Origin of the sequence: Nocardia brevicatena NBRC 12119 (genome assembly GCF_000308495.1) — a bacterium.
Taxonomy (GTDB): Bacteria; Actinomycetota; Actinomycetes; order Mycobacteriales; family Mycobacteriaceae; genus Nocardia; species Nocardia brevicatena.
Genome location: NZ_BAFU01000050.1, coordinates 79,739 through 94,406 on the forward strand (window position 1 = coordinate 79,739; position 14,668 = coordinate 94,406).

The 14,668-nt window shown below is 67.0% G+C and carries 15 protein-coding genes and 1 pseudogene; 7 read left to right on the forward strand and 9 right to left on the reverse strand.

What is annotated here, in order from left to right; all coding sequences use genetic code 11:
• Positions 1-103: 103 nt before the first annotated feature.
• Positions 104-400, reverse strand: coding sequence for a hypothetical protein (locus ON20_RS11270; protein WP_040835088.1), 297 nt, complete (start codon positions 398-400; stop codon positions 104-106).
• Positions 401-732: 332 nt separating this feature from the next.
• On the opposite strand from ON20_RS11270, the gene ON20_RS11275 reads away from it, so the two are divergent.
• From ON20_RS11275 to ON20_RS11285, 3 genes and pseudogenes are all read left to right on the forward strand, one after another.
• A complete protein-coding gene (locus tag ON20_RS11275; RefSeq protein ID WP_040835090.1) occupies positions 733-1,632 on the forward strand; it encodes a sigma-70 family RNA polymerase sigma factor in 900 nt (299 codons plus the stop codon).
• Between the two features lie 43 nt (positions 1,633-1,675).
• Positions 1,676-1,882, forward strand: a pseudogene (locus tag ON20_RS40520) (alpha-L-rhamnosidase C-terminal domain-containing protein); the annotation flags it as partial.
• Positions 1,883-2,060: 178 nt separating this feature from the next.
• Complete coding sequence (locus ON20_RS11285) at positions 2,061-2,654, forward strand: cupin domain-containing protein (RefSeq protein WP_083864841.1); 594 nt, start codon at positions 2,061-2,063, stop codon at positions 2,652-2,654.
• Between the two features lie 133 nt (positions 2,655-2,787).
• Here the strand turns inward: ON20_RS11285 and ON20_RS33040 are convergent, their stop codons facing one another.
• The 7 genes from ON20_RS33040 to ON20_RS11320 form a co-directional block, all read right to left on the reverse strand.
• Complete coding sequence (locus ON20_RS33040; protein WP_051162191.1) at positions 2,788-3,102, reverse strand: WXG100 family type VII secretion target; 315 nt, start codon at positions 3,100-3,102, stop codon at positions 2,788-2,790.
• Positions 3,099-3,605 (reverse strand): YbaB/EbfC family nucleoid-associated protein, encoded by a 507-nt coding sequence (locus tag ON20_RS11295; protein WP_040835094.1) that lies wholly within the window; start codon positions 3,603-3,605, stop codon positions 3,099-3,101. The genes ON20_RS33040 and ON20_RS11295 overlap by 4 nt, the downstream gene beginning before the upstream one ends.
• Positions 3,606-3,766: 161 nt before the next feature.
• Entirely contained in the window at positions 3,767-4,369 is a 603-nt protein-coding gene (locus ON20_RS11300; RefSeq protein ID WP_040835095.1) for a TetR/AcrR family transcriptional regulator, read from the reverse strand.
• A gap of 39 nt (positions 4,370-4,408) precedes the next feature.
• The gene (locus ON20_RS11305; RefSeq protein WP_040835096.1) at positions 4,409-6,205 is read right to left on the reverse strand and encodes an acyl-CoA dehydrogenase; all 1,797 of its coding nucleotides are present in this window, start codon (positions 6,203-6,205) and stop codon (positions 4,409-4,411) included.
• Between the two features lie 67 nt (positions 6,206-6,272).
• A complete protein-coding gene (gene cysC, locus ON20_RS11310) occupies positions 6,273-8,105 on the reverse strand; it encodes an adenylyl-sulfate kinase (protein WP_040835098.1) in 1,833 nt (610 codons plus the stop codon).
• A complete protein-coding gene (gene cysD / locus ON20_RS11315) occupies positions 8,105-9,037 on the reverse strand; it encodes a sulfate adenylyltransferase subunit CysD (RefSeq protein ID WP_040835100.1) in 933 nt (310 codons plus the stop codon). The genes cysC and cysD overlap by 1 nt, the downstream gene beginning before the upstream one ends.
• A gap of 9 nt (positions 9,038-9,046) precedes the next feature.
• Positions 9,047-10,009, reverse strand: coding sequence for a helix-turn-helix domain-containing protein (locus ON20_RS11320; RefSeq protein ID WP_083864843.1), 963 nt, complete (start codon positions 10,007-10,009; stop codon positions 9,047-9,049).
• A gap of 81 nt (positions 10,010-10,090) precedes the next feature.
• Here ON20_RS11320 and ON20_RS11325 point away from each other — a divergent pair, with 81 nt between their 5' ends.
• From ON20_RS11325 to ON20_RS11340, 4 genes are all read left to right on the forward strand, one after another.
• The gene (locus ON20_RS11325; protein ID WP_040835144.1) at positions 10,091-11,254 is read left to right on the forward strand and encodes a hypothetical protein; all 1,164 of its coding nucleotides are present in this window, start codon (positions 10,091-10,093) and stop codon (positions 11,252-11,254) included.
• Entirely contained in the window at positions 11,254-12,030 is a 777-nt protein-coding gene (locus ON20_RS11330; protein WP_040835104.1) for an SDR family oxidoreductase, read from the forward strand. The genes ON20_RS11325 and ON20_RS11330 overlap by 1 nt, the downstream gene beginning before the upstream one ends.
• Before the next feature lie 16 nt (positions 12,031-12,046).
• Positions 12,047-13,216, forward strand: a complete 1,170-nt coding sequence (locus tag ON20_RS11335) for a sulfotransferase family protein (protein WP_040835106.1) — start codon at positions 12,047-12,049, stop codon at positions 13,214-13,216.
• Positions 13,217-13,451: 235 nt separating this feature from the next.
• A complete protein-coding gene (locus ON20_RS11340) occupies positions 13,452-13,862 on the forward strand; it encodes a hypothetical protein (RefSeq protein ID WP_157228803.1) in 411 nt (136 codons plus the stop codon).
• Positions 13,863-14,007: 145 nt separating this feature from the next.
• Here the strand turns inward: ON20_RS11340 and ON20_RS11345 are convergent.
• A partial coding sequence (locus ON20_RS11345) for a PaaI family thioesterase (protein WP_040835145.1) occupies positions 14,008-14,668 on the reverse strand: 661 nt, incomplete at its 5' end.

The window sequence follows — 14,668 nt, forward strand, 5'->3', positions numbered from 1 at the left end:
TCCTGCACCCACATCCGCGCCGGCCGGCTTCCGGACCGAGAATTACCGAACCTGCCGCCGCAACCGTGGAGAAGACCGCGTCCACACCGCGAAAGGTACCGGCCTAACCGGCAGCGGACCCCGTTCCCGGATGAGAGGAGTTGTCGTCAGGTGAGCAGCGGTAGAGCTTGTTGTCGATTGTCGCCCAGCTTTCGCTCCTCCCCAGATACTTGCACCGGTCGATATCCGACTTGAGGTAAAGACCCCCTACGCACTGGTTGACAGCCGAAATTCTTCCCTGTTCCGCGTGGTACTGAACACAGCCGGGCGCGGGCTCGAGTTCGTCGGCCTGAGCAACGGCCACGCAACCCCACAACATCGACCCGGTGACGAGTAGACCACCGACGATCCTCTTCAGCATGAGACCTCCTCTTTCGGTGAACACTCCGACCACCGTCGGGTCGACAATGGCGCGAGAAGTGTCGCAACCCCGTCCACGGCGGCCGCCGGGTCGACAGGTGCGCAAATCCGCTGTGGCGCAACGGCCGACTGGGCGGACACTCTACGCCCGGCCGCCGGGTCCTGGTGCCTATCTGCGGCTCCTCCGCGAAACATTTCGGCTCGAATATTGCCGTATCAACCGATCCGGACGCTGTGCACCCTGCGTTGCCGACTGTGTCACACGATGGGCGTGGTGGACCTCCTTGATCGCGAATATAAAGGAGACGGCCGAGGAGGTTCACCGTGACGTCGATGCCACAGAATGCCGCCGATGATGTGATCACGGAGCGGTTTCTCGGTTATCGCGAGCTGCTGTTCTCGGTGGTTTACACCATGCTCGGCAGTGTCGCCGACACCGAGGACGTCCTGCAGGAGGTGTGGCTGGCGTGGGCGGTTGGGCATCGAGCCTCCGATGCCCAACCGGTCGAGAACGCCCGCGCCTACCTGGTTCGGGTCGCGGCGAACACCGCGCTGGCCCGGCGTGCCGAACTGGGCCGCCGCCGGGAGACCTATGTCGGCCAGTGGCTGCCGGAGCCGTTGGCAGCCGGTGACGATGACGCGAGCGTGGGTGTCGAACGCGCGGAGTCGTTGTCGATGGCGTTGCTGGTGGTATTGGAGACGCTGTCGCCGCTCGAACGTGCGGTATTCGTGCTGCACGATGTGTTCGGGTTCGGCCATCCGGAGATCGCGCTGATCCTGGACCGCTCCCAGGCGGCCGTGCGGCAGCTGGCCACCCGTGCCCGTCGACACGTGCACGCCCGTCGTCCGCGGCACCGGGCCGCGCCGGAGATCCATGCCCAGGTCACCGAGCGGTTCGCCGCCGCGGCACTGGGTGGTGACCTACCGGCGCTGTTGGAGGTACTGGCACCGGAGGTGACGTTGTGGACCGACGGCGGCGGCAAGGGCCCGGCCACCAGCCTGCGACCCGTCCACGGTCGTGAGGCGGTCGCGGCGCTGTTCATGTCGGTGGCCGAGACTCTGTCCGAGGGGGTGGACATCCGCTATCGCCGGGCCGGTGACGACCCGTGCGCGCTGGTGTTCACCGGCAGCGGCCCGCTCGCCGTGGTCGTGGTGGACCTCGCTTCGGAAGGTGACCGGATCACCGGTATCTACTCGATCACCAACCCGGACAAGCTCACCGGTATCCGATGACCGCCGTGCTGTCCTCGGCCTCCACGACGCGCACCACCGCGCGATGGCCGGTCATTCTGTTGCGCGCCGCGTCAACCGGTGTGGCGGTGCTGGTCTTGCTGCAGGCCGCGTTGGCCGGGAGCTTCCTGTCCGGCCGCTCTTCGGCGGTGGCCTCGCTTATGCGGCGGCCTCCGTCACCACGCCGTTCGGCGTCGCCCGTAGCAGTTGGCGGATGGACGGCGAGCGGATCGAACTACACGTGACGATTCCACCCGGAGCGGCCGGAGACATCTGGCCGGGTCGAGTGGGTGGAATCGGGGACACACAGATTCGAATGGGATGCCGGCTGAACGCCACGGTGCGTCGGCGGTCGCAATGTCATACCGGGCCCTTCGACACCCTCTATAGCAGTGCCCGGAACGGTTCCGGGATATACGTCAGGAGAAGCGATGACCATCCCGAACAACGACAAAGCCCTGCTCGTCCGGCACGACGACGCCGAGACACTGGACACCATGGAGGTACGGCTCTACGCCGATCACGATATGACCGGTGGAAAGCTCAGCGCGAACCGCGCCTTCCTGCCCGCGGGTGCGGATGGCCCTCCACCGCACTATCATTCGACCTCCGCCGAACTGTTCTATATGCTCGACGGTCGGCTGCGTGTGCTCGCCGGGGACGAGATCCACGAAATCGGCGCGGGCGACTTTCTGCTGATACCGCCGAACATGACGCACGCGTGGGCCGCTCCCGCGGCGTCATCGGCGGATGTTCTGGTGATCTTCACTCCCGGTATCGAGCGTTTCGACTATTTCCGGCTGGGCGACCGCATCCGCAAAGGTCTGGCGAGCCCACTCGAAATCCTCGACACCCAGGAACGGTTCGACAACCACTTCGTCGACAGTCCGATCTGGCGGCAGGCCGCGAACGGTGACGGTCGCGGTCCGCTGGACCGTGGAGAGCACCGCGCCGAATTCCTCGCCAGTGACGTACTCCAGGTCCAGTCCGGCAAAGCCGCCCGACCGACCACCCGCGAGGGCTGACCGGGCATCGTTGCCGGCGCCGCCGTAACAGACGGGGGCGGATGAGGTGGCCGGAGTTCGAGGAGGGACGGCGCGAGCGCGACAGTGCGCACCGCGAGCCGAGGATGAGGAGCTGTGGAGGCGGCCCGAACCCTTACCGGACCGCGTTTCCGAGGGTGGTGGCGTTCTGGTCGTCCTGGTTCTCGAAGTCGCTCGCGACCCCACCGATACCGGTGGCGATCGCGGTAATGGCCTGGCTCAGCAGGTCGATGCCGGCCATACCTTCCTCGGCGCCCGGCTTGTACTTCTCGGCGAACTTGTTGCCGATATCGTCGGCGCCCCAGCATTCGCCCTCGGCCTCGATGGCCGCCTTGGCGGTGTTCAACGCGGTCAGGACCTTGTCCGCGGCCCGGGTGACCGTGGGTCGGCTCGCCCGCAGGGCGTCCGGATCGACCTCGATCGTGCTCATCGGTCACCTTCCAGATAGCGGCGTTCACGGTAGTAGGAGTCCTCTTCCTCCGGGTCCATCGATACCGGCGGTGGGGTCGGGGCCGGGTCGGGGAACAGGGAATCGACCAGGGTGCGGATACTCGGGGCGCCGGGCACCAGATCGGGTAGATCCGGCACGTCGCCCGCTACTTCCTCGACCGGCGCGTAGGCCTGCTCGGCGGCCTCGGTGGCCTGTCGGGCCGCGGACTGGACGGCCTCGGTGATGGAACGGCTCAGTTTCTCCGGCGTGGAGCGTTTGAACGCCTCCGGTTCCAGGTGCACCTGCACCGGCACGCCGGCCGTATTGGATTCGACCCGCACCAGGTTGTCCGACGACCAGGCGGTGACCGTCATCGACGCCAGCCGCGCCTGTGCCTCGGCCAGGCCGCGGCGCTGCCGCTCGAAGGTCGCCAACAGTTCGTCGACGTCCGCGCGCAGGGCGTCGTTGCGTGCGCGTGCCGCCGCGCGGTCGCTGTCGCTCATCCTGTTACCCCCGTTTCCGAGTTCGGTGCCATACCTGTATTCGACGCGGCGATCCACCGAAGGGTTCCCCCATGCCGAGGCTTATCCGACCGCGGCGATTTCGGTCGTTCCTCCGCTATCTTGCCCTGTCTCCCGACGAGGGAAACATTTCGGACGGTGGGTTATTCGCCGGCGGGGGAGATATTGAGCAGCGCCGCTTGCACCTGGTACAGCCGGTCGACGTCGCCGCGCAGGCCGGTGACATTGTCGCTGTAGAGGAATGCCTCGCCGAGCCGGACCAGGGAGTAGGCGAGCAGCGAGCGCTCCAACAGGGGGTGGTAGCCGTCGTCCTCGGCCCGGGCGATGAGCGTCTCCACCGCCGCCAGCACCCGGGGTTGTACCGGGCCGTCGGTGGTGGTGAGAATGCGCAGACCGGCGATCGGTTCGTTCTCGAAATAGCGACGGAACGGCTCGTTGCCCGCCATCCAGCGATTGACCCGGTCCAGGACGTCCAGGATGCGTCGGGCCCCGCTGCTGCGGCGGCGGGCGTCGGCGCGCTCGATCAGGGCCTCGAATTCACCGGCCAGCACCGCGCCCAGAACACCGTCGCGGGAGCCGAACCAGCGGTAGACGGAGGCACGGCTGAGCCGCAGTTGGGCGGCGATGGCCTGGATATCGACGCGTTCGCCGGCCAGGAAGGCCTGCCGCGCCAGTTCGACGACCTGCTCGCGGGTGGCGGAGGCGGGCCGGCCGGGTGGGCGCGGCGTACTGGTGACGGTCTTCATCGCTGAATGATACACAATTTGTGAAATGTATCTAATGTGTCAGAACCAGGTTTCGCGCATGTCGAGCGTGGTGGTGTCGAGTGCGGCGAGCAGGTCCAGCTGCGGACCGGTGCGGGGTAGCTCGAACCGGTAGAAATAGCGCGCCGCGTGCCGTTTGCCATCGTAGAAATCGCCCGGGTGGCCCTGGGTGGCGAGGACCTGCTCCAACCAGATCCATGCCACGGTGATATGGCCGAAGGCCTCCAGGTAGACCGAACTGTTGGCGAGGGCGCGTTCCACCTCGCCTGCGGTGAACAGTTCGATGGTCACTCTGGCCAGACGCTCCCACGACGCCTCGAGGGCGTCCGCGAACTCGGCGGCCTCGCCGCCGGTGGTCCGGGCGGCCGCGATCGTGGCGCGGACGCGGGTGTCCAGTTCGCGCAGGCTCGCGCCGCCGTGCTGGGTGACCTTGCGGCCGAGCAGGTCCAGGCCCTGGATGCCGTGGGTGCCCTCGTGGATCGGGTTGAGGCGGTTGTCGCGATAGTGCTGCTCGACGTTGTATTCGCGGGTGTAGCCGTAGCCGCCGAGTACCTGGATGGCGAGATCGTTGGCTGCCAGACACCACTGGGAAGGCCAGCTCTTGGCAATGGGGGTGAGGATGTCCAGCAGCAGGGTGCGGACGCGGCGTTCGTCCTCGGATTCGGCGATGCGCTGCTCGTCTATCAGTCGGGCGCAGTACAGGACAAGGGCGAGCGCGCCCTCGGCGTAGCTCTTCTGCGCCAACAACATCCGTTTGACGTCGGCGTGTTCGATGATCGGCCGCTGCGGGGTGGTCGGATCGGCGGCGCCCTTGGTGCGGCCCTGGGTGCGGGCGCGGGCGTAGTCGAGGGATTCGAGGTATCCGGTGTAGCCGAGCGCCGCGGCCACCAGGCCGACCCCGGCGCGCGCCTCGTTCATCATGTGGAACATGTAGCTCAGCCCCCGGTGCGGCTCGCCGACGAGATAGCCGATGGCGCCGGGTTCACCGTCGGGCGTCCATCGGCCCTCGCCGAAGTTCAGGACGGTGTTGACGGTGCCGCGGAAGCCCATCTTGTGATTGAGCCCGGCCAGGGCGATATCGTTGCGCTCGCCGAGCGACCCGTCCTCGCCGACGAGATACCGGGGCGCCGCGAACAGGGAGATCCCCTTGGTTCCGGGCGGGCCGCCGGGAATCTTGGCGAGCGCCAGATGCACGATGTTCTCGCTCAGTTCGTGATCGCCGCCGGATATCCACATCTTGGTGCCGAAGAGCCGGTAGGTGCCGTCGGCGCGGGGTTCGGCGCGGGTGGCGATATCCGCCAGCGACGATCCGGCCTGCGGCTCGGACAGGCACATGGTGCCGAAGAAGCGGCCCTCGATCATCGGACGCACGAACCGATTCACCAGCTCGGCGCCGGCGTGGGCGATGAGCAGGTTGGCATTGCCGATGGTGAGCAGCGGATAGGCGCTGGTTCCCGGATTGGCGGCGTGGAACCAGGCGAAACCGGCCTGGGCCACGGTCGCGGGCAGTTGGGCGCCGCCGAGTTCGCCGTCCATGGTGGCGCCGACCATCCCCGCCTCGGCGAAGGCTGCCAGGGCGGTGCGTACCTCGGGGATGATGGTGACCTTCTCGCCGTCGAAGGTGGGTTCGTGCGCGTCGTTGAGCTTGTTGTGGGGAGCGAAGTGCTTGGTGGCGAGCTGTTCGCTGAGTTCGAGGACGGCGGCGAAGGTTTCCCGGGAATGTTCGGCATAGCGGGGGTGGGCGATCAGCGATTCGACGTCGAGCCATTCGTACAACAGGAAGTCGAGATCCCGCCGGGACAGCAGAGTAGATCGCATACCCAACCCTTTCGATACATGTAGGGTTTACTGTATCAATACTGCGGGTGGCGATATCGCGTGGCTCTCATTGCATCGAGGCGAGCCCAACCAAGATCGCGGCGGCCATGGCGGCCGGGTCGCCGTCGGCGGGGTGCAGGACCAGGGCCGGGGTGAGCGGCGGTTCGTACGGGTCGTCGATGCCGGTGAAGCCGCGGATCTCACCCGCCCGTGCCTTGGCGTACATACCCTTGGGGTCGCGGGCCTCGCAGACCTCGAGCGGAGTGTCGACGAAGACCTCCAGAAACGGCAGGCCCGCTGCCTCGTGCACCGCGCGGACGCGGTCGCGGTCGGCGCGGTGCGGGCTGATCAGCGAGACGATCGCGACCACCCCCGCCTCGGCGAACAGCCGCGCGACCTCACCCACCCGGCGCACGTTCTCCGCTCGGTCGGCGGCGGTGAAACCGAGGTCGGAATTGAGGCCGTGTCGCAGATTGTCGCCGTCGAGCAGGTAGGCCGGCCGGCCCGCCGCCACCAGCCGCCGTTCCAGCTCCACCGCCACCGTCGACTTACCGGAGCCGGACAGGCCGGTCAGCCATACCGTCGCGCCCCGGGTGGCGCGCTCGTCGCGGCCCACAGCGGTGGCATGCCAGACCACCCGCGACGACGGCAGGCTGGGACCGGTGATCATTCCCGCGCCGACGGTATCTCCGGTGGTGTCGTCGACCAGTACGAAACTGCCGGTGCCACGGTTGCGGCGGTACGGGTCGAACAGCAGCGGCTGCCGGGTCCGCAACTGGACGCGGCCGATCTCGTTGAGCGCCAGCTCGTGCGCGCTCTCGTCGCGGTGCAGGGTGTTGACGTCGAGCCGGTAGTCCAGCGAACGCACCTGCGCCACGACATTGCGGGTGGTGTGTCGGACGCTGTAGGTCGCGCCCGGACGCAGGGTGGAATCGTCGGCGAACCAGCACACCATGGCGTCCAGATCGTGACCCACCTGCGGACGGTTGGCCGGACGGCAGAGCAGATCACCGCGCGAGATATCGAGCTGATCGGCCAACTGGACGGTGACTGCCTGCGGCGGGAACGCCTCGGTGAGCGGGATGCCGCCGGGACCCCAGATATGGGTCACGGTGGTGGTGAAACCCGACGGCATCACCGCGACCTCGTCGCCCGGTTTGAACACCCCACCCGCGACGGTGCCCGCGTAACCGCGAAAATCCGTTGCGCCGCTGCGGATCACGTACTGCACCGGCAGTCGCGTGTCGATGAGATTGCGGTCGGAGGCGATATGCACCTCCTCGAGGTGGTGCAGAAGGGGAGTGCCTTCGTACCAGGGCATGGCGGCGCTGCGATGCACGATATTGTCGCCCTGCAGTGCCGAAACCGGGATGAAGGTGAGATCGGCGATGTCCAGTCGGGAAGCGAAACCGGCGAATTCCTCTCGGATCTCGGCGAACCGCTGCTGTGACCAGCCGACCAGATCCATTTTGTTCACGCACAGCACCAGATGCGGGACCCCGAGCAGCGAGGCCAGGAAGGCGTGCCGGCGGGTCTGCTCCACCACTCCCTTGCGGGCGTCGACCAGGATCAGCGCCAGATCGGCGGTGGAGGCGCCGGTGACCATATTGCGGGTGTACTGGATATGGCCGGGGGTGTCGGCGATGATGAATTTTCTTCGGGGTGTGGCGAAATAGCGATGCGCGACATCGATGGTGATGCCCTGCTCGCGTTCCGCGCGCAACCCGTCGGTGAGCAGGGTCAGGTTCGGATAGTCCTCGCCGCGTTCGCGACCTTCGCGCTCCACGGCGTCGAGTTGGTCGGTGAACAGCGTTTTGGAATCGAACAGCAGCCGCCCGATGAGGGTGGATTTTCCGTCGTCGACGCTGCCCGCGGTCGCCAGGCGCAGCAGGGTGCTCATCAGAAGTAGCCCTCTCGTTTGCGGTCTTCCATCCCGGCGGAGGAGATGCGGTCGTCGGCGCGGGTGGCGCCGCGTTCGGTGACGCGGGCGGTGGCGACCTCGGCCACCACTTCGTCGGGGGTGGCGGCGGTGGATTCCACGCAGCCGGTGCAGGTGGCGTCGCCGACCGTGCGGAAGCGGACGGTGGCCTCGTAGGGCTGTTCACCTTCCAGAAGATCCAGGAAACGGGTGTGCGCCAACAGCATTCCGTCCCGCTGGACCACCTGTCTGCGATGGGCGTAGTAGAGCGGGGGCAGTTCGATGCCCTCGTCGGCGATATGGGTCCAGATATCGAGCTCGGTCCAGTTCGACAGCGGGAACACCCGGATGTGCTCACCCGGCCGGTGTTTGCCGTTGTACAGATTCCACAGTTCCGGACGCTGCCGGCGTGGATCCCACTGACCGTATTCGTCGCGGAAACTGAACACCCGCTCCTTGGCGCGTGCCTTCTCCTCGTCGCGGCGGGCGCCGCCGAACACGGCGTCGAAGCGGTGTTCGCGGATCGTGCGCAGCAGGGTGGTGGTCTGCAGCCGGTTCCGGCTCGCCCCGGGACCGGTGTCCTCCACAACGCGCCCGGCATCGATATCGTCCTGCACCTGTCCGACGATCAGCCGCAGTCCGAGCCGGGCGACCGTCTCGTCCCGGTAGGCGATGATCTCGTCGAAATTGTGCCCGGTGTCGATGTGCAGGATCGGGAAGGGTAGCGGCGCGGGCCAGAACGCCTTGGCCGCGAGATGCAACATCACCACCGAATCCTTGCCGCCGGAGAACAGCAGGACGGGGCGTTCGAAGGTGGCCGCGACTTCGCGGAATATGTGGGTCGATTCGGCCTCGAGCGCGGCCTGATGGGAGAGCTCGTAGGTGCCGGCCGTCGACTTTGCGTGCTGGCTCACACTGAAAAACTAGAACACGTTTCTATCGAAGGTCAATGGTTTGCGCCCGCCTGCCGCGGCGGTGACGGCATCGGCGGCGGCCACCAGCGCCGCGCCCCGGCGGACGATTTCGGCGCCGGTGATGGACCTGCCCACATACATGGTGAGGACCAGCTGCTGGCGGCCGTCGGCATCGTAGGTGGGGGCGGCGAGCAGGCTCACCGGATGTTCCTTGCGGGGGCGCAGATCCGCGCCCAGATACACCCGCTCGCCGAGGCCGGTGACCAGTTCGGCGACGGCGCTGCGCAGGTCGTCGGGCAGATCGCGGGCGGCCACCCCGGCCAGTAGCGAATACAGCCGGCGGCCCGCGCCGGTCATACTCTCCACCAGATAGCCGCGTTCCCGGCATTCGGCGACGATACGGCGCAGCCGGGCCTCGTCCTGGCGCAGCGGCACCGTGGACGGGGTGGCCAGCCAGGCGTCGAAAGCGGCGTTGGTATCCCACAGCACGTACATGAGTCCCACCGGCGGCGCGAACTGGTAGGTGGCGCCCACCTGCACCATTCCCGGCCCCGCGCCGTCGAGGACGCTGATCCGCTCCCCGACGACCGCCGAGGCCGTGCAGGTGGTGTGGTAGGCCGTACCGAGCCGTTCGAGTTCGGGGTGGGCGAGGGCGGCGATCGCGAAGACGTCCTGGGCGACCCGGCCCGCGGCGATAAGCGCCGGGCCGGGCCCGTAGTCGAGGGTGCGCGGGTCGCGGGTCAGGTATCCGGCGGCGGTGAGTTCGGTGACGATGCCCAGGCAGGTGGGCTTGGCCATGTCCAGCGCCCGGGCGATCTCGGACAGTCCGGCCCGGCGGCCCCGCCGTACGACGAAGTAGTCCAGCACCTGGATCACCCGCCGGGTGGGCGCGGACCGGCGCCCGACGTCCCGGGCCCCCGAGATCCCCGCCGGAGCGGGGCCTGCGGGCGATGTGGATACCTCGGGTGCCATTGACCACTCCTAGAACAAGTTCTAATGTCCTTCGTATCGAAATGTACCAGAGCGGTACATATATGGAACCCCGGGAGTATCGTGCTGACCCAGCCGTTCGCGGACGCCGTCGCCGCCGCCGAGGAGATCATCAAAGGCGCCCCGCATATCCGTACCGAACAGGACCTCGCCGAGGGATACGACTATCTGGCGGGCAGTATCCGCGCCGCCATCCAGATGTCGTGGTCGTTCGAACGGGACTTCCCGTTCTTCGTCCAGTCCACCGGGCCCTACACTAAGATGGGCCTGGACAATCCGGACACCCTCTATTACCACGCGAACCTGCGCCCCGACGCCGAATACGTGGTCACCGGAACCCGCGGCACCACCCGCGACCTGAGCTTCCAGGTGCTCAACGGCAACTATTCACCCACCGAGGTGCCCGGCGGCGAAACCGCCTTCGACGACCGCGTCCTCGATATCACCCCCGACGGATCGTTCGAACTGCGGCTGGGTCCGCGGCCGGGCGGGCGCAACCACATCCAACTCGCCCCCGATTCGACCATGCTCGCAGTGCGGGAGGTCTTCGGCGACTGGAATACCGAGAAACCGGGAACCATCCGCATCGCCCGCGTCGACACAATCGGCGCCGCGCCACCACGCATCACCACCGATCTGATGGCCAAACGCTACGAGGTCGCGGGCAAGATGCTGATCTCGCGGCTGAAGACCTTCCTGGCGTTCCCCGAGTGGTTCTACCTGAACCTGCCGGTCAACACCATGACCGAACCGCGCCTGACTCCCGGCGGCCTGGCCACCCAGTTCTCCTCGGTGGGCCACTACGAACTCGCCGACGACCAGGTCATGATCCTCACGGTGCCCAACTCCGACGCGCCCTATCAGGGCTTCCAGCTCGGCAGCATGTGGTATCTGTCGCTGGACTACATCAACCACCAAACCAGCCTCAACGCCGACCAGGCGCGCGTCGACCCCGACGGCATGATCCGGCTCGTCATCAGCGAACGCGACCCCGGCCTGGTCAACTGGATCGAACGCATCGGCCACGACCGCGGCTACCTGCAGTTCCGCTGGCAGCGGCTGTCGCGGGAGATGAAACCCGAGGACGGGCCGACCGTGGAGGTGGTGTCGTTCGACGATCTGCCGAACCGGCTGCCCTACCACGAGGAATCGCGGATCACCCCGCAGGACTGGACGGCGCGGATCGCCGCCCGGCAGGCCGCGGTGGCGGAAAGGATGTTGGGCTGATGCTGTTGCAGGACAAAGTGGTCGTCGTCTCGGGTATCGGCCCCGGCCTCGGCCGCGCCATCGCGGTCCGTAGCGCGGCGGCCGGTGCCGACGTGGTGTTGGCCGCGCGCACCGAATCACGGCTGGCGGAGGTGGCGAAGGAAATCACCGATCTGGGACGCCGCGCCGTGGTGGCGCCCACCGACATCACCGACGAGACCTCGGCGCAACAGTTGGTGGAGGCCGCGACGAGTGCCTTCGGTCGGGTCGACGCCTTGGTGAACAATGCCTTCGCCATGCCGCCGATGGCCGACCTCGCCGAGGTGGTGCTCGACGACCTGCGCGCCTGTTTCGAAACCAATGTGTTCGCCGCCCTGCGGCTCACCCGGCTCTTCGCCCCCGCGCTCGCCGAGGCCAAGGGGTCGGTGGTGATGATCAACTCGGCGGTGCTGCGGCATTCCCGACAGCCCTACGGCCCCTACAAGATGGCCAAGACGACACTGCTGGCCATGTCGCAGAGCCTGGCCACCGAACTCGGCCCCCGCGGTATCCGGGTGAATTCGGTTGCCCCGGGCTGGATCTGGGCCGACACCCTGAAATGGTATTTCGACTATCTGGCGAAGGAACGCGGCGTCACCGCCGCCGACGTCTACTCCGAAACCGCCTCGACCATCGATCTGCGCCGCCTGCCCGAACCCGACGAGATCGCCGACGCCGTCGTCTTCTTCGCCTCCGATATGTCCCGGGCCGTCACCGGGGCGTGTCTGGACGTGAACTGCGGCGAATTCCACCACTGAGGAGCGAGACAACACCATGATCGGCAGGGACGACGTCGGCACCGTCGACGATTTGCACGCCTCGGCCACCAAGGTGGTGGGGCTGGACGATTTCGGCGACGACGACTACCGCACCGGGCTGGCGGTGCTGCTGGAATCGTATGAGAAGGACGCCGAACTCACCCCGTTCGGCAACAAGGTCAACCGGGCCTTCCTGCGCGGCGCGCTGATCGCCCGGCTGCTCAGCGAAGCGGCCTGGAAACAATATCCCGAACACGCCGAAATCCCGATCGAGCGGCCCGTCTTCGTGACGGGACTGCCTCGTTCGGGCACCACGGCCATCCACCGACTGCTCACCGCCGACCCGGGCCACCAGGGTCTGGAGATGTGGCTCACCGAGATGCCGCAACCACGCCCACCGCGCGAGACCTGGGAACGGGACCCGGTTTTCCAGAAGTTGCAGGCCGGATACGACAAGCACCATGTGGAACATCCGGAATTCATGGGGGTGCACCATATTTCGGCCGACCAGGTGGAGGAGTGTTGGCAGCTGCTGCGCCAGTCGGCCATGTCGGTCTCCTATGAATGCCTGGCCTATCTGCCGACCTATTCGGAATGGTTGCGCGAACAGGACTGGACCGCCGCCTACCGCCGGTACCGCCGGAACCTGCAGCTTATCGGCCTCAACGACCGCGACCGGCAGTGGGTGCTGAAGAATCCGAGCCACCTGTTCGCCCTGGACGCCCTCATGCGCGTGTACCCGGATGCCCTGGTGATCCAGATGCACCGGGCGCCCAGCACCATCGTCGCGTCGGTGTGCAGTCTCAACGAGCAGGCGACGGCGGGTTGGTCGGAGAAGTTCCGTGGACCCGTCGTCGGACGGACGCAGCTGGAGCTGTGGTCCCGCGGCGCCCACACCTTCGGCGAGGATCGGAAACGGTATCCGGCCGCGCAGTTCTGCGATGTGTACTATGAGGATTTCGTCGCCGACCCGATCGGCATCGTCGCGGGGATCTACGATCGCTTCGGTCTCACCCTCACCGACGCGGCACGTACGGCCATGACCGAGCTGCACGCCGAATCGACGTCCGGCGTCGCGCGGCCGGCTCATCGGTACACCCTCGACGATTTCGGACTCACCACCGATGAGGTGAACGCGGCGTTCGCCCCGTATCTCGCGGCGCACTACCCGACGGCCGACGCTTGACCCATCCGTCCCACCGTCGACGACGGTGGAGTCCGCGGTCGGGCAGGGACATGGGTCCTGATGAAGGCAAGGGAGAAGACGTCGGTGTCCGACCTCGATTTCTATGTCCGTTTCGCCGCGCGTGGCGAAGTGTTGGGGTTGGCATCGACGCGAATCCCGCCGACTGGAAGCGAAGCTGGGGTCGGACTATCTCGACGACAGGGCGCGGGGCCTCATGCGCCGGGATTACGGACTCGTGGAGCTTTCATTCCGGGAGGACGAGGGCGCATGGCCCTGCTTCGGTATCGGCGTACAGGCACACCGTCTGCTTCGGCACGCCGGGTCCGCCGTGCCGAAGTCCCTCCGGAACCAGTACGGCGAGTTCGCATCTCGGGTGGAATTCGACGAATTGGCCGCCTTCATCACCGGCCTGGACTATCGCATCGAACCGGACAACGATGCGACGACCACCGACATTCACCGGTACCGCGTCCCCGAGTCCGGTGTGAGGGTCTTCATTGTCGCCGATGTCGATCCTTACGGATATGCCGACGCGGACACGGACGATTCTGTCGAGCATCGGGTGGGTGATGTGTGGCCCATCGGGCTGTCCCCTGCTTGGTGGTCGGCGCGAGATCCGAGCGAGGATCTCTCCTGCAGACAGTGATGGGGATCGGATTCGGGTCACGGAGTCCGAACCACACGACCGGAGTGCCGAGTCGAATGGTGTTCGCGCGTCGGGGTCGGCTGCGGACCGAGGCATGCGCATCCCGATACACGCGCCGCCGGAGTGCGGCGCGATTCGGCATACCTCAGGGTTGGCCGGGTTTCAGCATGATGAACAGTCCGTGTGCCTCCGCGCAGAGGCGGTCGCCGTCGTGCAGCGTGGCGCGCATGAAAACCTTGCGGTCCTCCTGGCGTTCGGCCCAGGCGCGCAGGTCCAGTTCGGTGTTCAGCGGCGTGATCGACCGGTAGTCCACGGTGAGCGACGCGGTGCGGGTGACCCTGTCGCAATACGCCGCGGCCGCCACGCCCATCAGGTCGTCGAAGCCGAGCGAGATGTACCCGCCGTGGACGGCGTTGTTTCCGCCGAGGTAGAAGGTGCGGTAGGTGATCCGCGCGTGCGCCCCCTCCTTGGTGCGCTGTACGAGCTCGTACGGCGGCAGGGTGATGAGCCCACGCGCCGGCAGATCGAAACGGGTCCAGCTGGGCGTCGACCATTCGTCGACCACCGCCGGCGCCAGCCGGTCGTTCAATTTCTCCAGGATCTCCACCGCCTCGAGGGTGAGCTCGTCGGACGGGGAGACCAGGCGGGCCCGGTCCATCAGCGTACGTACCTGTTCGATGAACGGGCCGTAGTGCGGCCCGCCGCGCATGCCCTCGGCCTTGCGGGCGGCGTCCATCAGCTCCGTCATCGGCCGAAACCCGCCTTCATGGTGTTCGGCATTCGGGAGTCCACCCCGGCCCTCGTGC

What these genes read in the sequence shown, in the direction of transcription:
- ON20_RS11335 (WP_040835106.1), top strand. Translation starts at nt 12,047, where the DNA reads ATGATCGGCAGGGACGACGTCGGCACCGTCGACGATTTGCACGCCTCG.
- ON20_RS33040 (WP_051162191.1), bottom strand. Translation starts at nt 3,102, where the DNA reads ATGAGCACGATCGAGGTCGATCCGGACGCCCTGCGGGCGAGCCGACCC.
- ON20_RS11270 (WP_040835088.1), bottom strand. Translation starts at nt 400, where the DNA reads ATGCTGAAGAGGATCGTCGGTGGTCTACTCGTCACCGGGTCGATGTTG.
- ON20_RS11275 (WP_040835090.1), top strand. Translation starts at nt 733, where the DNA reads ATGCCACAGAATGCCGCCGATGATGTGATCACGGAGCGGTTTCTCGGT.
- ON20_RS11300 (WP_040835095.1), bottom strand. Translation starts at nt 4,369, where the DNA reads ATGAAGACCGTCACCAGTACGCCGCGCCCACCCGGCCGGCCCGCCTCC.
- ON20_RS11285 (WP_083864841.1), top strand. Translation starts at nt 2,061, where the DNA reads ATGACCATCCCGAACAACGACAAAGCCCTGCTCGTCCGGCACGACGAC.
- ON20_RS11305 (WP_040835096.1), bottom strand. Translation starts at nt 6,205, where the DNA reads ATGCGATCTACTCTGCTGTCCCGGCGGGATCTCGACTTCCTGTTGTAC.
- ON20_RS11295 (WP_040835094.1), bottom strand. Translation starts at nt 3,605, where the DNA reads ATGAGCGACAGCGACCGCGCGGCGGCACGCGCACGCAACGACGCCCTG.
- ON20_RS11320 (WP_083864843.1), bottom strand. Translation starts at nt 10,009, where the DNA reads ATGGCACCCGAGGTATCCACATCGCCCGCAGGCCCCGCTCCGGCGGGG.
- cysC (WP_040835098.1), bottom strand. Translation starts at nt 8,105, where the DNA reads ATGAGCACCCTGCTGCGCCTGGCGACCGCGGGCAGCGTCGACGACGGA.
- ON20_RS11330 (WP_040835104.1), top strand. Translation starts at nt 11,254, where the DNA reads ATGCTGTTGCAGGACAAAGTGGTCGTCGTCTCGGGTATCGGCCCCGGC.